The 25768-nt window shown below is 32.8% G+C and carries 17 protein-coding genes and 1 other RNA gene; 4 read left to right on the top strand and 14 right to left on the bottom strand.

Annotated elements, in window-relative coordinates; genetic code table 11:
• Window positions 1-33: 33 nt before the first annotated feature.
• Window positions 34-3603 carry a T9SS type A sorting domain-containing protein gene (locus tag BC748_RS07770; RefSeq protein WP_133532913.1) on the bottom strand — a complete coding sequence of 1190 codons (3570 nt, stop codon included), beginning with the start codon at window positions 3601-3603 and terminating at the stop codon, window positions 34-36.
• A gap of 279 nt (window positions 3604-3882) precedes the next feature.
• On the opposite strand from BC748_RS07770, the gene BC748_RS07765 reads away from it, so the two are divergent.
• Together BC748_RS07765 and ssrA are read left to right on the top strand one after the other, a co-directional pair.
• Window positions 3883-4260 (top strand): hypothetical protein, encoded by a 378-nt coding sequence (locus BC748_RS07765; RefSeq protein ID WP_133532912.1) that lies wholly within the window; start codon window positions 3883-3885, stop codon window positions 4258-4260.
• Between the two features lie 92 nt (window positions 4261-4352).
• Window positions 4353-4750: a transfer-messenger RNA gene (gene ssrA, locus BC748_RS07760) on the top strand.
• A gap of 52 nt (window positions 4751-4802) precedes the next feature.
• On the opposite strand, the gene BC748_RS07755 is transcribed toward ssrA, so the two are convergent.
• From BC748_RS07755 to BC748_RS07735, 5 genes are all read right to left on the bottom strand, one after another.
• Window positions 4803-6569, bottom strand: a complete 1767-nt coding sequence (locus BC748_RS07755) for a carboxypeptidase-like regulatory domain-containing protein (protein WP_133532911.1) — start codon at window positions 6567-6569, stop codon at window positions 4803-4805.
• 113 nt (window positions 6570-6682) lie between these two features.
• A complete protein-coding gene (locus BC748_RS07750; RefSeq protein ID WP_133532910.1) occupies window positions 6683-8683 on the bottom strand; it encodes a protein-disulfide reductase DsbD family protein in 2001 nt (666 codons plus the stop codon).
• 3 nt (window positions 8684-8686) lie between these two features.
• Window positions 8687-10021, bottom strand: coding sequence for a tRNA lysidine(34) synthetase TilS (gene tilS / locus BC748_RS07745; RefSeq protein WP_133532909.1), 1335 nt, complete (start codon window positions 10019-10021; stop codon window positions 8687-8689).
• 13 nt (window positions 10022-10034) lie between these two features.
• Window positions 10035-10775 carry a hypothetical protein gene (locus BC748_RS07740; protein WP_133532908.1) on the bottom strand — a complete coding sequence of 247 codons (741 nt, stop codon included), beginning with the start codon at window positions 10773-10775 and terminating at the stop codon, window positions 10035-10037.
• Between the two features lie 76 nt (window positions 10776-10851).
• A complete protein-coding gene (locus BC748_RS07735; protein ID WP_133532907.1) occupies window positions 10852-12138 on the bottom strand; it encodes an anthranilate synthase component I family protein in 1287 nt (428 codons plus the stop codon).
• Window positions 12139-12339: 201 nt separating this feature from the next.
• Between BC748_RS07735 and BC748_RS07730 the strand changes: the two genes are divergently transcribed.
• Window positions 12340-13233: a DUF4349 domain-containing protein gene (locus BC748_RS07730; RefSeq protein ID WP_133532906.1), complete on the top strand. Its 894-nt coding sequence runs from the start codon at window positions 12340-12342 to the stop codon at window positions 13231-13233.
• 249 nt (window positions 13234-13482) lie between these two features.
• Here the strand turns inward: BC748_RS07730 and BC748_RS07725 are convergent, their stop codons facing one another.
• From BC748_RS07725 to katG, 4 genes are all read right to left on the bottom strand, one after another.
• The gene (locus BC748_RS07725) at window positions 13483-13740 is read right to left on the bottom strand and encodes a DUF6952 family protein (RefSeq protein WP_133532905.1); all 258 of its coding nucleotides are present in this window, start codon (window positions 13738-13740) and stop codon (window positions 13483-13485) included.
• 96 nt (window positions 13741-13836) lie between these two features.
• The gene (locus BC748_RS07720; RefSeq protein WP_133532904.1) at window positions 13837-14145 is read right to left on the bottom strand and encodes a thioredoxin family protein; all 309 of its coding nucleotides are present in this window, start codon (window positions 14143-14145) and stop codon (window positions 13837-13839) included.
• A gap of 93 nt (window positions 14146-14238) precedes the next feature.
• Window positions 14239-14874: a peroxiredoxin gene (locus tag BC748_RS07715; protein ID WP_133532903.1), complete on the bottom strand. Its 636-nt coding sequence runs from the start codon at window positions 14872-14874 to the stop codon at window positions 14239-14241.
• Window positions 14875-15221: 347 nt separating this feature from the next.
• Window positions 15222-17408 (bottom strand): catalase/peroxidase HPI, encoded by a 2187-nt coding sequence (gene katG, locus BC748_RS07710; protein ID WP_133532902.1) that lies wholly within the window; start codon window positions 17406-17408, stop codon window positions 15222-15224.
• 197 nt (window positions 17409-17605) lie between these two features.
• On the opposite strand from katG, the gene BC748_RS07705 reads away from it, so the two are divergent.
• On the top strand, window positions 17606-19276 hold the full coding sequence (locus BC748_RS07705; protein WP_133532901.1) for an amino acid permease: 1671 nt from the start codon (window positions 17606-17608) through the stop codon (window positions 19274-19276).
• A 45-nt stretch (window positions 19277-19321) separates the two neighbouring features.
• Here BC748_RS07705 and BC748_RS07700 read toward each other — a convergent pair whose 3' ends face one another.
• From BC748_RS07700 to BC748_RS07685, 4 genes are read right to left on the bottom strand one after another with little or no spacing between them, the layout of a single operon-like run.
• Window positions 19322-20608, bottom strand: a complete 1287-nt coding sequence (locus tag BC748_RS07700; protein WP_133532900.1) for a hypothetical protein — start codon at window positions 20606-20608, stop codon at window positions 19322-19324.
• A gap of 33 nt (window positions 20609-20641) precedes the next feature.
• Window positions 20642-21976, bottom strand: a complete 1335-nt coding sequence (locus tag BC748_RS07695) for a T9SS type A sorting domain-containing protein (RefSeq protein WP_133532899.1) — start codon at window positions 21974-21976, stop codon at window positions 20642-20644.
• Between the two features lie 4 nt (window positions 21977-21980).
• Window positions 21981-24482, bottom strand: coding sequence for a DUF7619 domain-containing protein (locus tag BC748_RS07690; protein ID WP_133532898.1), 2502 nt, complete (start codon window positions 24480-24482; stop codon window positions 21981-21983).
• Window positions 24483-24537: 55 nt separating this feature from the next.
• Window positions 24538-25740 (bottom strand): aminotransferase class I/II-fold pyridoxal phosphate-dependent enzyme, encoded by a 1203-nt coding sequence (locus BC748_RS07685; protein ID WP_133532897.1) that lies wholly within the window; start codon window positions 25738-25740, stop codon window positions 24538-24540.
• Between the last annotated feature and the right edge of the window lie 28 nt (window positions 25741-25768).

The following is a 25768-nucleotide window of genomic DNA, read 5'->3' as shown; positions in this document are numbered from 1 at the left end:
AAACACCAGAGCATAAATGAGGTTAACTTTTTTTTATCGCTTACTAATTTGTTTAATAACTGTAGCACCTGTTGCGTCTTTTATCGATAGTAAGTAAACGCCAGAGCGCAAAGAGGAAGCATCAATACTAGTTGTATCTTTAGCCGAAAGCACCAATTGCCCGAGTTGGTTGTATAAACTAATTTCAGTAATGGTACTAGTAGTTGCAATATTCAAAATACCATTAGTTGGATTAGGATATACGGACACTTTCCCTACTTCAAAATCACCTGTTGCTAAAGTTTCAACAAATTCTGTTGCCGCAGTATTAGTTATAATCGGTGGATTGAAATCAAAATAAATAGCTGCCGATGCATTGATGATATCGCCTAATGCCACATTGTTTTTTGGTTTTATTTTATAGGTAATAAAACCATGTGAGTTCGGTTCGTCGTTAGTGCTATCAGGTAAATTGATGTTGTTAAAAATAAAGCTTACGTCGCTACCATTATTGATTGTAACACGACCAGAATGGCTTAAACTTTCTAGTTGCATAGTAGTCCAATCTAGTTTGTCGTCTAAAACATGATCAACGCAAACGTTGATTGCCTCTGCAGTTCCCGTATTTTGAAAACGAATTAGATAATGCAAATATTCATCTGCATCTTCTATCAATACTTGGTCGCCTTCAAGACAGGTAATATCATTTGGGTCATAAGAACCAATGACAAGTTGATTTAGAGAATAGACATTATTGTTTGGAATAAAATCATCGGTAATAGGATTTATAGTTACAGTACTTGTAATTATTTCGTTGATATTAGTTGTTGGTGGTGGAAAAATGGAAAACACTAGATCGATAGTTCGTGTTTCAAATGGATTTAAATTAGCGTAATCAAAAGTAACCATTGAACTAGTTTGAGAAGTAGTAGTTTGATTAGCACTAACAAAACTAAGTTTTGTTCCATCAAATTCATAGGTAATAGCGCCACTCAATTGAGTAGTTCCTCTATTGGAATAAACAATACGATAAAAAGTAAAAAATCCTGGTCTCGGATCGTTTATAGTTGGATAAACAGAAACCGATAATTCATTGATAACAGCCGTTGGAGAAACACAAAAATCAATGTTATTGCTATTGCCTAAGCCAATAAAATTAGACTGGGCACTAGGTGGATTTGCAGCATAATAAGTTGGTAGTTGCGAACTTACCTCTGTAGTTACAACTCCATCTTCAGTAGTATAAAGTTGAAATTGTCCATTCTCTTGTGTGAAAGTAGCGTTTGTAGTTGCAGAATCGGTAGCAATAACCAAAATTCCTGTCATTAATGCATCTGTTTCGGTGCAACCATCTCCTAGTAAATCAAAACGAATTGAGCCCGAAATGCTATTAGAGTCTATGATTCCTATATTCTTATGCCATGAAATCTTATCGTCAATATTAGAGATAGATACAATATCTATTTTATTGTTATTGTCAATATCTGCAGCATAAATATCAAAAGGGCTGTTTGATGTTTGTGAAATAATTTGTTGTGTATTGGCAAATGCTCCTTGACCGTCGGTATTTTCATACCAAGCAATAACGCCGCCATTTCCTTGAGATGAGCTTGCTATATCTATGTCGCCATCATTATCAAAATCGGCTACAACCAAACCTTTTGGTGTAGGAACTAAAGTAGTGATAATTTGAATTGGTCCAAAACTACCCAAACCATTCAAATTTTTAGACCATCCTATGAAAGTATTGGAAGATGTTTGACCAATTGTACCCATGTAAAGTAAATCACTATCACCATCGCCATCAACATCAGCAATTTCTGTTGAAACAGCACGATATTCACTAGTTTCAAGAATTATTCTGGAGCTAAAAGTACCTTGACCATCTGTATTCAAATAGCGAAGCATTCCATAACTTCCAGCTACTGAAATATCGATATCGCCATCGCCATCTAAATCGTCAAAATCCACATCAAACATAGTAAAATTGTTGATATTATCAATGGTTTGTTGTGGTCCAAAACTACCCAATCCATCTAGATTTTCATACCATGCAAAACGAGAAGTTCCAATAGCAAACACATCCATATCGCCATCATTATCAATATCAGAAAGATAAACTCGTGATGAATTATACAAGTTTGTATCAATAGATTGTTGTGGACCAAAGTTGCCTAAACCATCGATATTTTTAAACCAAAAAACGGTTCCATCAAGATAAGCTGTAGCCAATAAATCCTTAAATCCATCGCCATCAACATCTCCTACAAAAACAGATGTTATACCATTATTTGCTAAACTTACAACCGTTTGTGAATTAAAGAAATCTCCTTGACCATCAAGATTTTTAAACCACGAAATTTTATCATCCCAATACGATGCGGCAAAAATATCTTTATCGCCATCATTGTCTATATCCTCAGCAACTACAATACGACCACCATCAACGTGTTTTGTTAGAATATCTGATGAAAAACTACCTAAACCGTTTGTATTTTTATATAAGGTAACATTATTATCGGTGTTTGTAGCGGCAAGAAAATCTAAATCGCCATCAGCATCCACATCCGAAAAGTGAATATCTCTAATATCGCCAGAATGTGTTGCAATGATAATCTCTTCACTAAACGTGCCAGAACCATCGATATTATTAAACCATCCTATTTTTTTATCATCATTAGAACCAAAAACTACGTCCTTATCGCCATCGCCATCAACATCGGCTATTCTTACTATAATGGCTGCTAATGCATTAGTGGTTAAAATTTGTTGTGTACCAAATGTACCAATGCCATCTGTGTTTTCATACCAAGCAATTTTATTATCAATCGACGAAGCCGATACAACATCCATGTCACCATCACCGTCTAAATCGCCAGCATAAACAGAAGTAAGATAACTAACTTGATTAGAAATCAATATTCGTGTACTCAAAGTTCCTAAACCATTATTACTGTTTCTGAACCACGTTAATCCATTTGAACCTGTTGATGATCCAAAACCAGAAATAATGTCCATAGCGCCATCACCATTAATATCAGCAGGAAAAAATCCAGGTGAGTTGGTTGAATTAGCATCAATTATAACAGTACTACCAAAAGTTCCTAATCCATCATTATTTTTGGTCCATCGCAATTCACTATCGCTGGACGATGACCATACTAAATCCAAATCGTTGTCATTATCCATATCAACAGCCATGACTTTGTTGACCAAAGTGGCAAACATTCCTTGTTTGTATACGAATGTTCCGTTGCCATCGGTATTTTCAAACCATGAAACATTATTACCGCTTAATGAAGTCGAAACTGCATCTAAATCTCCATCACCGTCTAAATCTGCAGCACAAACTCCCCAAGGTGTTTGAATAGTAGAAGAAATCAAATGAAGTTGGACTTCAGTGCCTATTCCATTCAGATTTTCCAACCATACTAACCTATTGCCGAAATAAGCCGAAGATAGTACATCTTGATCACCATCTCCATCAAAATCTGCAGACACAACTCCATTTGGATTCTGCATATAAAATGTATTATCAATAACCAATTGTTCTTCAAACACTACTTGAGCATTAGCAAATAGAATAGAAAATAATAGTATTGAAAAGGTAATTTTTAATTTCATTGCGTTCTTTTTTAAAGATTTACAAATCTAAACAATTATCAATCAGTAGCAAGTTTTTTAATTTGTTGTTTTGGGTTTAGAGGTTTGCTACAAATTGGTTTGGGTAATGAGAAATATCTTGGAAGTGTTATATAGTTTAGTTTGACCTTTAAAATAGTAGCTAAGAACAAAAGCAATTATCTAATAAACAACCCAAAAGAAAACCACTAATCACAATCCTATCACAAAAAACACTTTTCCCCCAGCCGATGGACTACCTTTAGAAAAAATACTAAAGTCATGTCAGAAAAAAACAAAAAACAGTTTGGAGTTTGGATGGATACGCACAACGCTACCATCGTAGGAAGAGAAGAAGAAGCTAATGGTGATTTTATTGTTTTAGGACATGTTAGCAATGCTGGTCCAGATAAAAATTCCAATGAAAATGCAGCCAACCACCAAGAAATTAGCTTAACGCAAAAGTTCTTTAAGGAAATTGCCAGTAAAATGCCCAATGTTGACCAAATTCATCTCACAGGAACTGGTCAAGTTCAAGAACAGTTCATGAAGTTCCTAGCCGAAACACCGCAATATAAAAACGCTATTGCTACAGAATGTACTTCGAACAAAATGAGCGATGAAAACTTTGTTGCCTTTATTGAAAAACGATTTAATTAGAAAGTCAAAAAGGAGAAGAATAATCTGTTAGATTTTTCAAAAAAGTGTACTATATTTGTGGTCTGATTTTTGCTATTCAGTTAAACAATTTTGGGGTCGACTGGTTTTGACAGCAAGATGAAACGGACAGTAAGCACGTCGAGCATTGTACTTTTTGCTCGTAAATCCAAAGGTACAAACCTATAAACGGCGAAAATAATTACGCTTTAGCTGCTTAATCTGAATTATAGTAAGATTTGCCTAGTCTCGACAAGGTCGAGAAGCTAGATTTACCTCAAAAGCCTTGGTTTGTGGCGTTTGATTAAGGTAAACCGTAAAGATAAACCTAGAAATGGTAATGCTTTAAATCCATTTTGACACTGATAAAGCTAAGTAGTTGGTGGTTGTTTCTGACCTAGCTAACTATCGAAAATCTAATCAGGAAATAAACGTGTAGAAAGCTCTTTGCTTCCTTGTTTGGACCCGAGTTCGACTCTCGGCGACTCCACAAAAAAAATGCCTCGATATTTTGAGGCATTTTTTTTTATTTGAATTTTATTCGATTAATTATCTCTTTTTACGTGAACAGTACCTGTCAAAGTGTGGGTGACATTGTTTTCACCTTGAAAAGTTCCATTGAAAGTCATATCAATATACTCGCCAATAGCACCAAATTGGTTTAGGTTAAACTGTATCGTGTTGGGTGTGTCTGGTCCAATATAGCCAACTCCATTACCTTCAATCTGAAAAACATCTGTGGTATAGGTTCCAGGCAATGCTGTATTTCCCCAAATATATATTCCCATATTATTTGAATATCCGTTAACACTCATACCAGCAGGAATTCCACCTTGATTTGCACTTCCATTCAAACCTAACAAAATAAAAATAGTCGGATCATTATCAATTTGATACGAAATGAATTCGTCAATAGCAGTACAAGCTTGAAGATTTCCAACGGAAGTTATTGGTGAAACAAAATTATAACTAATAGAATCAGTCTCTTGCAAATTTTCAACATCAACTCCTTTTAATTTAAATTCTGTATCGTTATTACAATACAATTCATTAAAACTAAAAGCACCGTTCGTTACTGGCGAAAAAGAATAGGTTCCATATCGACTAAGCAACACATAACCGTTAGTTACATTGCTTCCATTACATTTTAGTAGATTTCCTTCTACCGTTGTGCTTAAAGTTGAACTGGAAAGTGCAACCACAACATCAGGTAAAACGGTATCGGTGCTAAATGGTCCAATGGTTGTGGTGTAAATAATATTATCGGCATTGCAAGTGTAGTAAGTCGAATAAACATTTAACGTCAGTGTTTGATTCGCAGGAATTAATCCTGATACTTGTCCGTCACCAGTAGTATAACCTATTACAGGCCATGTATTTCCATTAGCTATCAATCCAACTCCTGCATTAGAAATTTCATTACCATTGCTATCTACAATCGTTACCGTTAAACGAACCATTTCGGTAAAAGCATCACAATTCCACCAAGAAAAATGCGATACTTCTCCAACATATTTATTACCAATTTTTGTAGCAATACCATCTTGTTTCCAATAGCCTTTTACTTCGTCGAAATGCCATAGCGGAATTGTATTTGGCGCTGTTGCCAATTGCGTATCGTCAATACGTAACGTAATTTCAGCCGTATGACCTGATTTGATATTTAATTTTTGTCCTCCAGAACCGCGAAGTTCTACGTTGATCATTCCAAAAGTTTCTAGAATAGCTTCTTGATTATTCTCCGTTTGCGCATATAACATTCCTGGCATTAGTTGACTAATATTACCATCAGTTGGTGTTAAATGAAACATCGCTACCTCAACAGCACCTGTATAATCAGCTCCATTTTCGTCTTGAAAAGCTCCGTCAAATTTTACTTTCGTTCCCGAATAAATCGATACTTCACTTGCTTCACCCGATTGTATGGTTGCTTGTGCAGCAAAAGGTATCATCATAATTTTTACATTATTTTTACCTGTAGTTGGAACTAACGAACGAGAACCATCAATATAACCTGATTTTTTAGCAGTGATATAAGCAAACTTCTGATAAACTGATGCGTTATTAATAACAAAAACACCATTAACATCCGTTAGTGTAGTCGAAGAACCAATTTTAATGGTTACTCCTTGAATGGGTTGATTGTCTGCGTCCACTACCTGACCGATAAAATCTCGGTTGGTTATTGCTCCAAAGTTTTGAGTAAAAGTGTTGTCATCTGGTCCAGAGGTCGAACCGCCATCATCAGGATTACAGGAAAAGAAAGCCATTACGCAGAGTAATAGCAAAGCGGTGATTTTTGAATTTTTCATAACTGGTTAGGTTTTATTTATTTTAAAGATAGGAAAAAACAGAAAAGGTTGCGTTTGTTTTACCAAAAGCAACCTTTTAAATGAGTATTTGACTATTCTGAATTAGAATTCGATTAGTTGAATTTAGAAATTCCGTCTTTTAGCCAAGCTAAGTATTCTTTACTATCTGGAGTATAACTAACTGGTTCGTTTAGCTTTTGCTCTTTTACATCGGTTAAAACATAGAACGGTTGTGTATTGGTTTTATAACGTGTAATCATAAATTCCGTCCACTTATCGCCTATTGTCTCAATATCGTTTCCTGTTACTTTTGAAACGTGCTTTTCTTCTTTAGGCAATTCACGTTTATCATCAACATATAAAGAAATTAAAACCAAATCATTTTTCAAAACACTTAGCACTTCTTTATCCGACCAAACGTTGATTTCCATTTTACGACAATTGACACATGCAAATCCCGTAAAGTCTAGTAGTATTGGTTTATTAACTTCTTTGGCATAAGCCAATCCTTTGTCATAATCAGTGAAAGTAATAATTCCGTGTTCGCCTGCCTTTGCACCATCGGGCAAAGTTTTTTCATTTGAAGTAGAAGAAGAATTATTGCCAAAAAAACCTGTTGGACTTTCGCTATACGTTTGTGGCGGTGGAAAAGCAGAAATTAGTTTTAGTGGTGCACCAAACAATCCTGGCAACATATAAACGGTGAAAGCCAAAACCAATAAGGCTAATGATAATCTTCCAACGGAAATATGGGTTAATGGACTATCATGTGGTGTCGTAATTTTGCCAAATAAATATAAAGCCCAAGCTCCGAAAATGGCAATCCAAATCGCTAAAAAGACTTCTCTTTCTAATAAATGTAATTGCAAAACCAAATCCGCATTGGATAAAAATTTGAAGGCTAGAGCCAATTCTAAAAATCCAAGGGAAACCTTAACTGTATTCAACCAACCACCGGATTTTGGTAATGAATTTAACCAACTCGGAAACATAGCAAACAACATAAATGGTAATGCTAATGCAGATGAAAAACCAAGCATTCCAACAATTGGTGCAATTCCACCTTTGGATGCAGATTCTACTAAAAGCGTTCCAACAATTGGTCCAGTACATGAAAAGGAAACAATTGCTAATGCCAATGCCATAAATAATATTCCAATGATTCCACCTCTATCAGCTTGTCTATCTACTTTATTTGCCCAAGAGTTTGGCAACATAATTTCAAATGCTCCTAAAAAAGATACTGCAAATACGACTAACAAAACGAAGAAAAGTATATTAAACCAAGGATTGGTTGATAAAGCATTTAAAGCATCAGCACCAAAAATCCCTGTGATGACTAATCCTAGAACAACATAAATAGCAATAATAGATATTCCATATAATATTGCGTTACGTTTTCCTTGTACTGGATTTTTACTTTGTTTAGTAAAAAAACTTACCGTCATTGGTATCATTGGGAAAACACAAGGTGTTAACAAAGCCGCAAAACCTCCTAGAAATGCTAAAAAGAAAATCGTCCACAATCCTTTTTCTTCTTCTTGCTTAGATTCAGATGATTTCGTTGTTTCAACCACTTTTATTTGTTCTTCTTTTGCTGTTTGTATTGTATCAACTTTAGCAGTATCAGTAGTTACAACTGGTGCATCTGTCGTTGCTACTTCTATTTTTGGCAAAGCAAATGTAAATGTATAATCCTGATTGATACAGACTTCTTTACAGACCTGATAATCAATAGAAGCTTTGATTGAAGTCAATTTTGGGTTGGTAATTTTTACTTTTTGAGTAAACGTTACTTTCTTTTCAAAATAGTATTCGTCTACTTCAAAAACATCGTTATATTGTTTCTTATATGGACTTTCCTTTACTTTTCCAATCAGTTCATAATTGCCTTTACCATCTTTAAACTTGAATTCGGCTGGCAATGGTCCATTTTCAGGAGTAAATTGAGAATACACATGCCATTCGTCTTCAATTTTTCCTTCCATAACCAGATTAAACTCTGTATCAGAAAGTTTTTCAATTTTAGAAGACCATTTAACTGGATTGATTATTTGAGAAAACCCATTGGCGAAAGCCAAAAATGTGAAGAGTGAAAAGAGTAGTTTCTTCATTACTTATTCGATGTAGTTAATTTGTAAAATATTTTTTGTTGTTGCTGTTGTTTTAAATCGTTCGTCTTGGCGTTTTCCAATAACCCAAACAATTTGGTCATTAGAACAGAGCAACCATGCATTGGATTTATCCAACAACGAGTACTTCTCGTCCTTGAAAAACTTACTCAATTTCTTTTTACCTTTCATTCCAAATGGATAAAAAATATCGCCTTCATTCCATTTGCGAAGCGTTAGCGGAAACTGAAGCTTTTCTTCATCGACAAAGATAACATTAGTTGATTGAACCGAAATGTCACTTAGGTTACAAAAGGTCAAATTTAAGGGAACTTTAACTTCCACTTGGTCTTTTTCAATCCAAAAAATGGCTTCATCTGCTGTTTGTTGTCGTGGAAACAATAACAAAGTATTTCTGTTTTTGAGGAGAATATGTGTGTTGGAAAGTACTTGTTTTCCAGATTGTGCTATTAGTATATCGGAAATCGAATTCCAATCAGCAAATCCAAAACTGGCTAACCAACGAAATAAATACGCTTGATGATTAGGATATTTTAACAGCTTTGTCAAATCAAAAACAGTATGATGTTCTTCTTCTGAAGCCACTTTTTCATAAACTATTTTTGCAGCATCGTCCACTAATGACTGCGATTGTTTTAAATTTTTTATTGTGTTTTCAAATGATGAAAGTAGGCTGGGATTTAGTTCTTTCAATATCGGAATTACATCATGTCGCAATTTATTTCGCAAATACTTATCGGAAGCATTGCTACTGTCTTCGCGCCAAGTGATATTGTTTTCTTGAGCAAAAGTTTCAATTTCATTTCTAGAAAAAATCAATAATGGTCGAACATTTTTATCGTTTTGCTCCGGAATTCCAGTTAAACCATCCAATCCTGAACCTCTTGTAAAATTGATTAAAAAAGTTTCTATACTGTCATCCAGATGATGTGCTGTTAGGATAAAATCAAAATTATGATTGGCTAAAAGTGAATAGAACCAGTCATAGCGCAGTTTTCTCGCTACAACTTGAATGGATAATTTTTGCTCTTTGGCAAAGGTTGCTGTTTCGAATTTTTGGGTGAAAAGTGGAATTTTGCCTCTCGACTGCGCTCGAGGTGACAGGTTTTCTATTTGTGATTTCACGAAGTTTTCATCATCATCGCTTTCATTTCCGCGCAATTGAAAATTACAATGTGCTACTGCAAAATCCAATTGCAAATGATGACAAAGATGCACTAAAACCATACTATCAATTCCACCGCTAACGGCAAGCAAGAGTTTCTTTTCTTTTAAAAAAGATAAGTTTGTATTGATATGATTTTGGAGTTTTTTAAGCATAATTCAAATATTGTTATTTGATTAGTATCACTTCTACCACTCCATTTTTCCCTTTTTTACCATATTTAAGCTCTGCATTTTTTTCTTTTAAAATGTTCAAAGACTTAATATTATCCGGATTTATTGTCAAAAATTCTTTTTCTTTAATTTCTTTTCCATCAACAATATAAAGTGGTTTATTTTTTTCTTCTATTGAATCAAAATAACACTCAAAAAGTATGTCAATTGCTTGCGTAGCTAGTTGTTCCTCATTACTATGATAATCTTTATTTAATGGCGTATTTGTCTTGTAAACTTTCAAAATAATATCCTGACCATCATCTTTCATCATCTCAAAATAATTCATGCATTTACTTGGTGTAAATATGAATTTGGAATCATACATTTTTAAAGCATTTGCAACAGTTAAAGCTCTTATTTCCATAAATTTACCATCTGGGAGATAACCTTTAAATTCTTTAGTCAAATGTATTTTCTCAATTAAATTTTGAGCATTTTTAGGCTCATAAAATAGTACTCCAGGGAATAATTTACTTTTATATCCAAATTTAATTTCTGGACTACCATCTTCAGTATAACTATCAACGCAAAAATCCTTTTGTTCAATTGCTACTAGTTTTATTTCAGTATCCATTTTTTTTAAATCCTCTAATGATAATGGACAAAAATTTATTTTAGAAAGATTTACTAGATTATCTTGTGAAAATAAGGTGTTTGAAATGATAAGTAGCAAAATGATTGAATATTTTCTCATTTTTTGTTAATTTATGAATAATGTAAATATAAAAATTTCATAGTATTATTTTGAAACTATTTAAAGCTATCTTTTATTATTGTAAAACGGAAAACATCGCCTTGGCTTTCAACAAGCATTCTTCATATTCTTGTTCGGGAATCGCTTTTGATGTAACAGCACTTCCAACGGAAAAAGATAAATATTCATTTTCAGCATTATACAAAATACTGCGAATGACTACGTTAAAATCAAAATCATTTTCAGGAGAAAAATAACCCACTGCACCGCTGTACAATCCGCGTTTGGTTTCTTCGAGATTTTCGATAATATTCATCGCCGAAATTTTTGGTGCGCCAGTCATACTTCCCATTGGAAAAGTAGATTTTATAATTTCCACTGGAGAACGATTTTCAGCAACGGTTGATGTTATCGTAGAAATCATTTGATGGACTTGTTCAAAAGAATAAATACAACAAAGTTCTTCTACTTCTACCGAACCTTTGGTAGCCGTTTTGGACAAATCATTGCGCACTAAATCTACAATCATAATATTTTCAGAACGTTCTTTTGGGTTTTCGGCTAAATCAGTTTTTGATTTTTGGTCTAAATCTTCTTCCGAAAATCGCTTGGCTGTTCCTTTTATGGGTTGCGAAATGACTTTGTTTCCTTCTTTTCTCAAATAACGTTCTGGCGATGCAGAGAGCAAATAGTGCTTGTTGTTTTTGAAAAAAGTAGCAAACGGCGGTTTTGAAATGGTATTCAGTTTTTGATAAATTTCTACTGGATTAATAATTGCCTTTTCGGCAAAAAATTCCATGCAAAAATTGGCTTCATAAATATCGCCACGCTGAATGTGTTCTAACATTTTATTGACTTTGGAAAGGTAATCTTCTTTGGAAATTCGTTGGTTTATTTTTGGTTGTCGGTTGCCAGTTACCGGTTGATGTTTACTATTTAAAATTTCCTGAAAATCCAATTCAAATTCGTCGTCACACAGTAATAAATAATGAACTTCGAGTTGATTTCCTTTCAATAAAAAAAGTTTTTTAGGTTGAAAGAAAAACAAATCAGGGAAATGCAATCCGTCAAAATTATTGGAAGTTAACTTTTCTGTATCGTTTTTTAAATCGTATGAAAAATAGCCGAACAACCAATCTTTGGTTTGCTGCTGATACTGTTTTATTTCTTCAAAAGCATTATGAAAATCAGTTTTTAAAGACGTAAAAGCATCGACAGCAAGGACACAATCATAGCTGGAATATTTTTGATGGTAATTGTTTGAATCAAAAAAAACAACTTCTCTAAACTGTTGTGACCAAGTTAGTAACTGGTTTTTGAAGGCTTCGGGATTGGAGATTTCTTTGGAAAAATGCGTTCTCAAGATGATTGGATTTGAGTTCAAAATTACGACAAAAAAATAATTTTAAGCAATTCTTAAGTTTGGCACGCTTTTTAGTATTTTAAAATTAATGTTAAACCTGTAATTCATTTTTGCTTTTGATAGAAAACTACACTTTGCTTATTGATAAAAACCAAGCTCAGAAAATGTTCTCTATTATTAACAATTTAAAAAAAATCAAAAATGAAACACCTTTCAAAATTAGGTTTGGCATTACTCCTACTTGGATTTGCCTGTGCATGTAAACAAGCTGATTATGTCGCTGATGAAGCAAATGCCAGTGTGGTATCTGCTGATTCAACTTCTGTAATTTCGTCAAATGCTGCTGTGGAACCCAAAAATTCCAATCGAAAATTTGTTCGAACGGCAGATATTAAATTCAAAGTAAAAGATGTTGCCAAATCGACTTATGCAATTGAGAACAGTATTGCAAAACATGGTGGATTTGTAACATTTACCGATTTAAAAAGCAACATCAATCAAAAATCGGAAACAAAAATCAGTCAGGATAGTATTTTGGAAACGATACAATATACGGTTGATAACACAATTACGTTTCGAGTTCCGAATACACAATTGGACACAGTTTTGAAATCGATGGTTAAGGAAATTAATTTTTTGGACAGTCGATTGATTAAAGCTGATGATGTTTCGTTGCAACTTTTATCGAATAAACTGGCGCAAAAACGCATTAAAAACAGTCAGTCTCGATTGGAAAAAGGGATTGATACCAAAGGCAAAAAACTGAATGATATTACTACTGCCGAAGATAAAGCATTGGACAAAGCTACTGAAAGCGATGCTACAATCTTGAACAATTTGAGTTTGGAAGATCAAGTGAATTTTAGCACTGTAACCATGTATTTATATCAAAGAGAAACGACGAAACAGGAAGTTATTGCAAATGAAAAAAGTGTGAATGAATATCGTCCAAATATTGGTTTACAAATTTGGGATAGTTTGAAAACGGGTTGGTTTATTTTGGAAGGAATCATTGCTTTTGTGATGCAACTTTGGTCAGTGTTTTTGATTGGGTTTGTTGGGTTTTTGGTTTATAAAAAGTTTTTGAAGAAATAATGTTTCTTGAAATTCAATACATATCCCAACTAACCCTGATTGTAGTGCAAATCCTGTCATTGCGACTCCAGAAATTGTTTATGAGATTAGCTTACGCTCAGTTCGCTTCGCTCGTGTGTCTTCGTTCCTCGCAATGACAGATTGAAACGGAAAGCAGGAAAATGGATAGCAAAAATTCCCAAACGATTCGTTCAAAGACTTAAATTTTTAAACTAAATAAAATGTCCCGGAAATTCGGGACATTTTGTTTTATTTATCGATAGAACCAAGAACTCGCTTCATAAAATCGTTGAGTGCTTCTTTTTTGTCTTTGCCTTCTTTAGTCATTTTGTGGACTTCTAAAGCGCCGTACATATTGGAAATTAACTCGCCAATTACGTCTAATTCTTCATCTTTTAGTGATGGGATTTCGGTTAGAGCTTCGAGAACTTCTATGGTTTCGATTAGATAATCTTGGTCATTTTCTTCAATAAATTGTGTCAAATGTTTGATTACGGGTAATTTCATTTTAGATTTTTTAGATAGTTAGAATTTTAGACTTCTTAGATTGCACAATTTTAGAGGGATAAATATCTAAAATGTATAAGTTAGTCTAAGAATCTATTAGACTAATTCTTCTACCAATTCAGCCAAAACTTCGGCTTTGTTGGTTTGAGTTTCGTTCAATAATTTTCCTCCAACAAAGGTTGCAAAGGTTGGTAAATTAGAAACATTCGCTAATTTTCTTGACTCTGGAGCATTTTCTGCATCAACCAAAACAAAGGTAATTTCTTCATTCTCTGAAGCTAATTTTTTGAATTTAGGTTTCATAATACGGCAGTTTCCACACCATGAAGCAGAATATTGAACTACCACTTTATTGTTGGTATTTACTAAATCTTGTAATGTATCTTCGTTTAATTCGATTAACATAGTTTTAAAATTTCAATGTCAATTTCAACGTCAAAAATCAATTTAAAAACTTGTAATTGACTTTTGACATTGAAATTAAAATTTGTTATTATATTAGTTTTGAGACAAATATGCTGCTGTACTTAAACGATCAGCATTCATCGCTTCTTTTCCTTCTTCCCAATTTGCAGGACAAACTTCACCTTTAGTTTGAACGTGAGTGTAAGCATCGATTAATCTTAAATACTCGTTTACGTTTCTTCCTAATGGCATATCGTTTACGCTTTCGTGGAAAATTTTACCCGTTTCGTCAATTAAATAAGTCGCTCTGAAGGTTACGTTTGATCCTTCAAGGATTTCGTCATTTAATTCTGCGTCGTAAACCCATTCTGCGTCAAGAATATCTAAAGCTGCTGATAAATTTCTTGTAGTATCAGCCAAAAGTGGATACGTTACACCTTCAATTCCACCGTTGTTTTTTGGCGTATTTAACCAAGCAAAGTGAACTTCGTTAGTATCACATGAAGCACCAATAACGATAGTATTTCTTTTTTCGAAATCAGTTAAAGCTGTTTGGAAAGCATGTAATTCAGTTGGACAAACAAAAGTGAAATCTTTTGGATACCAAAATAAAAGTACTTTTTGATTGTTTTTTGTAGCTTCTTCAAGCACATTAATTCTTAAATTATCTCCCATGTGAGAGATTGCATCAACTGTAATGTTTGGAAATTTTTTACCTACTAATGACATGTTTATTATTTTATTTGTTATTAATTTCTAGCGCAAAATTACAACCGATAAATGCATAAAAACATGACTTTTATTATATTTTTATAATAAGACAATAGAAAAAAATTATCAAAATATTTCTCACAAAAAATTGTGATTTTTTTTGAAGATTTAATAATTTTTAGTTGTTATTTTTTTCATGTAAATAAAAAATCATGAAAAAAAGAGAATTTAGGATTAAAAGATTTTTTAATTAGTGCAAATCAAAAATAAAAACCATTAAGGAATTAAGTTTCATTAAGCGTTTTCAACTTAATTTTACTTAAATACCTTAATGGTTATTTTAAAAATAATTTATGGTAGAATAATTATTTTAAATCAAATCGGTCTAAATGCATCACTTTTGACCAAACATTGATAAAATCGTTCACGAATTTTTGTTTGTTATCATCTTGCGCATAGACTTCGGCGTAAGCTCTCAAGACTGAATTGGAACCAAAAACTAGGTCTACTCTTGTTGCAGTCCACTTGGTTGCACCCGATTTTTTATCAACGATATTGTATAAATTCTCGCCTACTGGCTTCCAACTGTAGTTCATATCGGTTAAATTCACAAAGAAATCGTTACTTAAAACACCCTCATTATTAGTAAAAACACCATGTTTTGTTCCACCATAATTAGTACCAAGAACACGCATTCCTCCAAGTAAAACGGTCATTTCTGATGCAGTCAAACCAAGAAGTTGTGCTTTGTCTAACATCAATTCTTCAGGTTGTACGACGTATTTCGACTTCATAAAGTTTCTGAAAGCATCGTTTGTTGGTTCTAATACTTCAAACGATTCTACATCGGTCATTTCTTCCGATGCATCACCTCTTCCTGCATGGAAAGGAACTTTTACGTTAAATCCACCTTCTTGTGCTGCTTTTTCGATAGCTGCTGTTCCACCAAGAACAATTAAATCAGCGATACTCACTTTTTTGCTTAAACCAGCTTGAATTTCGGCAAGTTTAGTCAAAACTCTATGTAATCTTTCCGGTTCATTAGCAACCCAATTTCTTTGTGGCTCTAATCGAATTCTAGAACCATTTGCTCCACCTCTAAAATCGGAACCTCTAAAAGTTCTTGCGCTGTCCCAAGCTGTGTTGATTAATTCGGCTCTTGTTAGTCCGCAGTTTAATAATTTTGATTTTAACTCTTCTATTTCCATTTCCGATAAAGTGTAATCAACTTTTGGAACTGGATCTTGCCAAATCAAATCTTCTGAAGGAACATCAGCGCCAAGATATCTTTCTTTTGGACCTAAATCTCTGTGGGTTAATTTAAACCAAGCTCTTGCGAAAACTTCAGAAAAATAGGCTTGGTCTTGATGAAAACGTTCCGAAATTACTCTATAAGCTGGATCCATTTTCATCGCCATATCGGCATCGGTCATAATCGGATTTTTTCTAATTGATGGATTGTGAGCATCGATTGGTTTGTCTTCTTCTTTCATGTTGATTGGTTCCCATTGCCAAGCTCCAGCAGGACTTTTCTTTAATTCCCAATCATGGTTCAATAACAAATCGAAATATTCATTGTCCCAACGAGTTGGATGTGTTGTCCATGCACCTTCCAATCCACTGGTTACTGTATCAGCACCATTTCCATTTCCTTTAGGATTTAACCAACCAAACCCTTGATTTTCGATTGCTCCAGCTTCTGGTTCTGCACCTAAAACAGATGCATCACCATTTCCGTGTGCTTTTCCAACGGTATGTCCACCAGCAGTTAAAGCAACAGTTTCTTCATCATTCATCGCCATTCTTTGGAAAGTGATACGAACATCATGAGCCGTTTTTAGTGGATCAGGTTGTCCATCAACACCTTCTGGGTTAACATAAATCAATCCCATCATTACTGCTGCCAAAGGATTTTCTAGATTTCTTTCTCCAGAGTAACGACTTCCTTCACCTCCAGATTTTGCCAACCATTCTTTTTCTGCACCCCAATAAACATCTTTTTCTGGATGCCAAATATCTTCACGTCCGCCAGCAAATCCAAAAGTTTTTAATCCCATAGACTCATAAGCCATATTCCCAGCTAAAATCATTAAATCTGCCCACGAAATTTTGTTGCCATATTTCTTTTTAATAGGCCATAAAAGTCGTCTAGCTTTGTCTAAGTTTCCATTGTCAGGCCAACTATTTAGTGGAGCAAAACGAAGATTTCCAGTTCCTGCGCCACCACGACCATCTGCAATTCTGTAAGTTCCAGCAGCATGCCAAGCCATACGAATCATCAATCCACCATAATGTCCCCAATCGGCTGGCCACCAATCTTGACTATCAGTCATAAAGGCTTTTAAGTCATTTTTTAGTGCTTGTAAATCTAATTTTTTGAATTCTTCAGCATAATCAAAGTCTTCTCCAAGTGGATTGGTTTTTGAGTCATGTTGGTGTAAAATATCTAAGTTCAGCGCTTTTGGCCACCAATCTTGATTTTTTACTCCATCATTAAAACTTTTTTGATTTTGATGAAATGGGCATTTACTAATGTCGTTTGAATGTTCCATACTTATTAATTTGTTTGTTGGTTATAAACTCTGTTTGTTATCATAAATTTAGTAACAAAAATATATTTTGTTTTCTTTGGATTATCATTTTTTACTATTCGTTTCTTATAATACAATAGCTTTTAATTATTATACATGAATTTTTTACAATAAAAATTAAAATTACATATATTTGTTTTTACCTAAAAAATCAAACAATGTACATATCAAAATTATTCAGAAAAAAATCAACTGAAGTTATACTAAAACAAGGCGGCGATGGTGAACATTCTGGACTAAATAAAGTATTATCGGTTAGAGATTTAACCTTTTTCGGAATAGCTGCAATTATTGGTGGTGGAACATTTAGTGCTATTGGTAATGCCTGTTTTTCTGGTGGACCAGCTGTTGTTATTTTATATATTATGTGTGCTGTTGCTTGTGGATTTACAGCAATGTGTTATGCTGAATTTGCTTCACGTGTACCAGTTTCTGGAAGTGCATATACTTATGCTTATGTATCTTTTGGTGAATTATTTGCATGGATAATTGGCTGGGCATTGATCATGGAATATTCTATAGGAAACATTTATATCGCTTTTTCATGGAGCGGTTATTTCACCAATTTATTAGAAACTTTTGGAATTCATTTACCCGAATGGCTGACCATAAATTACAAGTCGGCTCATGCCGCTTTTCTTGAAAATAAAGTTGGAGAAGGTTTAACCGCTTGGCAGAATGCGCCAATGATTGGAAGTTTAAAAGTCATCTTTGATTTACCTGCTGTTGTCATTAATTTGCTTATTACCTATCTGGTATACCGCGGAACAAAAGAATCTAAAAATTTCAGTAACGCAATGGTTTACATCAAATTAGCTATAATTATTTTGGTAATTGTAGTAGGTGCTTTCTATGTAGATATTGACAATTGGACGCCATTCATGCCAAACGGATTTAGCGGAGTTATGGCTGGAGTTTCTGCCGTTTTCTTTGCTTATATTGGTTTTGACGCTGTGTCTACATTGGCAGAAGAAAGTAAAAATCCACAACGCGATTTACCAAAAGGAATGATTTATTCGTTGGTAATTTGTACTGTAGTTTTCGTGATTTTAGCATTAGTTATCACTGGAATGGTTTCATACGAATTACTTGGAGTTAGCGATCCATTGGCTGAAATTTTTGCATTAAAAGGTGTAAAATGGATGTTGTTTATTGTGTCAATTGCCGCAGTTGTAGCCATGACAAGTGTGTTATTGGTTTTCCAAATGGGACAACCTAGAATTTGGATGACGATGAGTCGTGACGGATTAATGCCCAAAAAGTTTTCAGAAATTCATCCAAAGTATAAAACGCCAAGTTTTGCTACGATTGTAACAGGATTGGTCGTTGGAATTCCAATATTCTTTACTGATGAGAACTTTGTTTTAGACTTTACAAGTATTGGGACTTTGTTCGCATTTGTATTGGTTTGCGGAGGTGTTTTAATGCTTTCTCCACAAAGCGAAGCTGAATTGGAAGAACGCGCTACAAAAGGGAAATTTAGAATTCCGTATGTGAATTCGAAGTTTATTTTTCCTTTAATTATGATAGTTGCTGTTATTTTGATTATGAAGTATTCACCAACCTTTTTTACTGACATTCTTGATTTTTCAGATGGTAAAATGGCAACCAACTTGCCGATGTTAGTCTTCTTACTGGTTTGTATTGTTATGACGTTTTTATCCTTCACCAAAAACTTATCATTAATACCATTATTGGGATTAGTTTCGTGCTGTTATTTACTAACCGGAATGGCCGTTTCTAACTGGATGTGGTTTGGTGTTTGGTTATTAATTGGTCTAGTCTTTTATTTCATGTATGGTTATAAAAACAGCAAGCTGAATAAATAATATTTAAAAAAACACCGTTTAGTTGAACTTAAACGGTATTTTTTTTTATCTATTAAATGGGTATTCATTTATCCACTTGAAACTTGTACTGTTCAACAAGTATTCATTCCTTTTCTTCTGTTGGGTTATTATTTCCAAAGTATCTAATTCATATTTCCCTTTGAAAATTACTCTTTGTTCTGGCAATCGATTATAATCAAATTTATAAACTTTGGTACTGTCATCAAAAGAAGTAAGTGTTATTTTCTTATGGATTGTATCGGTTTTTACAGAAAAACGAGTTTTTGTTTTATTCGTTGTTCTAAAACCGAAAACACCTTGTTCGATAACAATTTTTGCCCATCGTAAAGTATCTGTTTCTAATAAAGGAATTGTATCACCGTTTTTAATAAATGTTTTAATTTCATAACTTCCGTCGAAACTTTTTGAATAATCTTTATCTTCATATTCAGTAGCATTTTCTATTGACATGCCAATAATCATCACGGCACAAAGACTTAATAATATAATTTTAAAAATTTTATGCGTAAGTCGTTGCCATTTTTTTTCAAAAATTAGATTTTCTATTTTTAATTGAACTGCCTTTTGTTGAAAAATAAATTGGAATAACTTCTTTAAATGAGGCGATAAAATCAAAATAGAAAGTAGAACTAAATGAGTAGAAAATAATTTCACACACACATCATAACAATAATTCATCATGGCAACATTGAGCATAACACCAAAAGCCATCAATGCTCCAGCAATTGTAGTTCTTCTAAAAAGTAATAATAAACCAGCGATAAGTTCCATCAAACCTCCAAAAAAAGTATATGCTTTTGAATGTCCCATGAAAGTCCATAACAATCCCATTGGAGAAGAGTCGCCATAATTTTGTTCTAAACGACCTATATATGGCGGTCCAAATTGTCCTTCAAACAATTTAATCACACCATAGACAATCAAAAATAGACCTAAATAATAACGTGAATAAATCCAAGTTAGGTTAAACCATGATTGGAATTCTTTTTTCTTACTAACTAATAAAACAATTGTTGTTGCAAGCAATGAAATAATAAAAATAACTAATAATCTAACATAGTCAAAAGTAGTATCACCACTTCCAGTTTGGGCAATTTTTTCTAATGTTGTTATTCCTAAAATGGTTTTTCCAAACCAAAGAATTAACCATTCCATCGGCTTAGTGAAAACAGAAAGCAATTCTGTAACTCCAGGTATTTCCGTGAAAGGTTCGGGAAACATGTAAAGCAAAAAATAAAACACTACAAAAAGCGTTATTGTTTTTCTCAATAAACTCCATTCTTTTTTTTCAGTTGAAACAGTTTCTGTCATATTGATTACATTGAAATTTTAAATTAAAATAATTTATATCTTTATGAATTTTTTAGTTTGATTTCCTTGAGATGTTTCAACTTCAATCAGATAAGTTCCTTTTTGCAATGAACTTACATCTATTGTTTCTAAATTATTAACTGTAAGTACTATTTGCCCAATAAGATTTTTAAATTCAATTTGTTTTAAAACATCCATTTCAGAAACAACAATATTCAAAATTGTTTCTGATGGATTAGGAAAAATTTTTACATCAACTTTATCATTTTCAGTCACACTCATAGCAACTTGAACAGGAATATTACAGTTAATTCCATTAAAAACCAAAACATTGCCACTTGTATTATAATCTGTATATATTAATTCGTTTTGCTCACCATCATCTGTACAAATACTAATTAGGTTGGGATTGTTGTAAATTCTAAATGCAAAAAATAATAAATCTGGATCACTATCTAATATCGCTCCATTACGAGCGTTTATAGTTTGAAGATTTGGGCAATCGACAACAAATAATTGTTCAACTCCTGAATTACTTGCATCTATTGAAGTTAACAATGTGTTGCTTACATCAAGCATCCCTAAATTAGTAAGTCCGTTTAAATTAATAGTGCTAATCGGATTGTTTTCACATGTCAATATATTCAATGAAGACAATGTATTTAAGTCAATAGTATTAATTTGATTTGATGCACAACCTAAAAATCTTAATGTTGATAATCCAGAAATATCTAGAGAGGTTAACATATTATTTCCACATTCAATTTCATCAATTTGTGTTAATCCAGAAACATTCAGTGAATTTAACATATTATTCTTACAGGAAATCCAGCTTAATGAAGGATAAACAGTCAAGTCTAAGCTAACCAATAAATTATTATAAATTAAAATACCTTCAAGTGAAGTATTATTATTTTGAATAATAGTACTTAACAAATTATTATGCACAGAAAGTATTTTTAAATTTGATAAATTAGATATGTCTATAGTTGTAAGTAAATTATTTCCTGCTCGTAATTCCTCCAATAACGTCAGCGGTTGTATATTTAATTGATTTAAATTATTTTTTGAACAATTTAAAATTCTTAAATTTTGAAAGGATTCCAATCCAGTTAAATCTGAAATATAAGACGTAACTGGGAAATTAAAGGAGTTGAGATTGAGTTCATTAACTAAGAGAGCTTCACTTACTTGAATTTGTCCATCGTTATTGCTGTCAATTTTGAAGGAAATATTATTATCGTTTTTTGCAATATCATTAAAACTTGCGGATTGTAAAAGCCGAGTTTTAAAGTTAGCATCAGGAAAAGTAATGATTTGAGAATTTGCTGAATAACTTATTAATAATATGAAAACAATTTTTTTCATGTCTTTAATTTTTAATAAACCGTTTTGTAACCGTTCCACTTTTAGTTTCAACTTCAATCAGATAAGTTCCTTGTTGTAATGAACTTACATCTATTGTATGCTGTGATTTTGAACTAATTAATTTTTGACCAAGTAAATTATAAATCACACTATTTTGAATTTCATTTTCAGATAATAGGTTTATATTTAAACTATTCTTTGTTGGATTGGGAAAAATGGAAAACAACTCATTTCTGCCATAACTAGTATTGCTTAAATTAGAAAACGTAGTTGAAACGGTATTCGTTATGATTGGAAAATTGAAATCAAAGTAAATATTAGCAGTATTTTCAATAACATCATTCAAAACAACATTTGATTTAGGTTTTATTTTAAAAGAAAAATAGCCATTGCTTCCTGCTTCATCCTCACTTGATGGCGGTAGATTTATTCCTTCATAAAAAACTTCTAATTTATTTCCTTCGGTTAAACTACTTCGATACGAATGACTACTTGACACCATTTGAAGCGAACTCCAATTCAATTTTATATCTAAAAAATCTTTAATAACAACATTTTCAGCTGCATAAGTTCCTGTGTTTTGAAAACGAACAATATAATATAGATAATCACCAACTTTAGAAATATCAATCTGTGAACCTTGAAGTACCGTTTTATCATTTGGATCGTAAGAACCTACAACTAGTTGATTAAAATCCATTTGATTATCATTTGGAGTTTCATCAGTTAATGAACTCACAATTGAAACACTAAAATTTAGAATATCATCATTGTTCACTGCTGGAATTTCCATTGGAGAATTGACATTTAAAACCACTGTTATTTCTCTAGTTTCAAATGGTAATAAATCAACAAAATCCCATGAAAGAGTATTTCCTTCTTGTAATGAAACTATTGGATTTGATGAAACTAAGTCCAAAACAGTATCCATAAATGTAAAACCAACAGTTCCTGATTGTGTTTCTGTTCCTTTATTTTTAAAAATTATTTTATAGGTCGCATCAAATCCTGGTCTTGCTGGAGAAATTGGCAAAATACTAACTTCTAAATCTGGATGAACTCCATTGGGAGAAATACAGAAATTGGCGGTTTGTGTTTGATTAACACCAACAAAACTTGATGTAAAATTTGATGGAGATATAGTATAGTAAGGGTTTTCAAATTGTGGTGTAATTATTCTGTCTTCAGATGGAACATAAACCACATAATCACCATTTTGATTTGTATATGAATTTCCATAAGAAAAGACGCTAAACGTTATTTTTATTGGAATTGAAATTGCTGATACATCATTTGCATCGCAACCATTAGAACCATTATCTAATTTTATATTTCCAGAAATAGTGTTATAACTTCCTCCAGGAGTATAGGAGCAATAAGTTGAAATGAATGTATTTGCTAATTCAGGATTATCCATGTAATGATTGACTTCGTCCTCGTCAACACAAAGAAATTGTAAATTAGGATTGTTAGATGCAGTATAATTTGGCGATATAGTACAAGTTACGGCAGGATAATATTGGCATCCATCAAAACTTCCATTTTTAATATTTAAACTTACTAAATCTAAGTTATTAAAAATATACGAATCGTCAGTAAGCGGAAAGTTTACATCCAAAGATGTAAGTTTAGTATTCATTGCAACAAATTCTATTTGATAATTATTATTTCCAGCTATTGGTTGTAAATCGATACTTGTATACAAATTACCAGAAATGTTTAAATAATATAAACCGACAGTTGGGAACGTAACTGAATTTAATAAATTATTTGCTATATTTAAATAACTAAAATTCGGATTATTTTGTCCAGTTAAATCAATTGATGTCAAAAGATTATTAGAAAAATCAATTCCTGTCATGTTGGAAGATAGCAACAATGAAGTGATTTGATTATTAGAACAATCTAACTGTGTTAAACTTAACATTGAAACATCTAAAGATGAAAGGTTATTATAACCACAACGTAAACGTTTTAAAGTTGAAAATGAAGAAACATCTAAAGTATTAAACTCATTATTTTCGATAAATAAATTAACTATTGAATTAGCATTTTGCAAAAAATCAATATTCTGTAACTGATTATAACTTGCCTCAATTTGCAATAAATCATTTTCGTTCATATTTATTGATGAAATAACATTACCACTACATTCAAGGTAAGTTAAAGTCATTATCTCTCCTAAATCTAGTGATGTAAGATTAGAATTGTTATTACAACGAAAATCTTTTAAGTTTGTAAAATACTGTATTCCTTCAAGAGAAGCAACAGAAGAACCAGGAACATTTAGCCATTTAACTAAAAGTGCTTCACTAACCTCAATTTCACCATTACCATTAGTATCAATAACCATTGGAGTAAATGAATTTATAGTACTCGATGCTATTTGATTAGTTGTATTTGCTGCTAAAAGCTTCGCCTTAAAATTAGCATCAGGAATAGTAATAATCTGAGATATGCTTATTGAACAAACAAACAAAAACAGAAGAATGTATAATTGTTTCATAATGAAGTGATTTTCACCTCAAATATAACAAAAATTGTAAGAATAATTTAAAAATCTACAAAATCCCCAACTCAACCATACAACCTTTCATCATCTGATAGGTTCGCTCTATATCATTATCCAATCCAATAGAAAAACGAATTAAACCATCTGTCAAACCCATTGTTTTTTGTTCTTCCAAAGGTATTTCAGAAGATGTAGAAGTTCCTGGCGCAGAAAACAACGTTTTATAAAAACCTAAACTCACCGCCAAATAACCTAAATTTCTGTTTTGCATCAACTCCATCAATTCATTAGCTTTATCTAACGATCCAACATCCATAGTCATCATACCACCAAAACCATATTCCCTGTTAATCATTTTGGAATAAAGTTCGTGACTTGGATGACTTTTTAACCCTGGATAAACAATTTTCAATCCATCGTCTTCAAATTTTTGAGCCAAATAAAGTGCATTATAACTATGCTGTTTCATACGAATGTGCAACGTTCTCAAATTCTTCAAAATACTTGCACTTCTAAAACTATCCATTGTTGGTCCAAGCAACATACTTGCGCCATTGTTCACGTTTTTCAAATCATTGATAAAATCTTGACTTGCACAAACCACACCGCCAACAGTATCACTACTTCCATTGATAAACTTCGTCAAACTATGAATAACAATATCAGCACCCAATTGTACAGGCGCAACCGAAAGTGGCGAAAAAGTGTTATCAACTACTAACTTTATATTATGCTTCTTAGCAATTTTCGCCAATTCTTCAATGTCAGCCACTTCTAGCAATGGATTGCTAACTGTTTCACAATAAAGCACTTTTGTATTAGATGTAATCGCTTTTTCAACTAAATCCAATTTGGTAATGTCAACAAAATTGGTTTGAATATTCCATTTTGGCAACATGTTTTTCATAAATGCATACGTTCCGCCATAAATAGTTCTGCTCGAAACAATTTCATCACCTGCCGAACACAATTGCAACAAAACTGGCGTAATTGCTCCCATTCCAGAAGCTGCTACATTTGCGGATTCCGTCCCTTCCATTGCTGCCAAAGCTTTCCCTAAATACAAATTCATTGGCGACGAATGACGAGAATACAAATAACAACCTTCAGCATTGCCTTCAAACGTGTCAAACATCGTTTTAGCCGAAAGAAAAGTATAAGTAGAACTATCTGAAATAGATGGATTTACACCACCAAATTCACCAAAATATTGTAAATCTTGAATTTTGTCTGCGGGATTAAAGTTTTTCATAGTTGTACTTTTTAAATGATTATCTACT

The sequence above is a fragment of the Flavobacterium dankookense genome (assembly GCF_004362665.1).
GTDB lineage: Bacteria > Bacteroidota > Bacteroidia > Flavobacteriales > Flavobacteriaceae > Flavobacterium > Flavobacterium dankookense.
The sequence above is the reverse complement of the archived record's forward strand: the minus strand, read 5'-3'. Positions and strand labels throughout refer to the sequence as shown.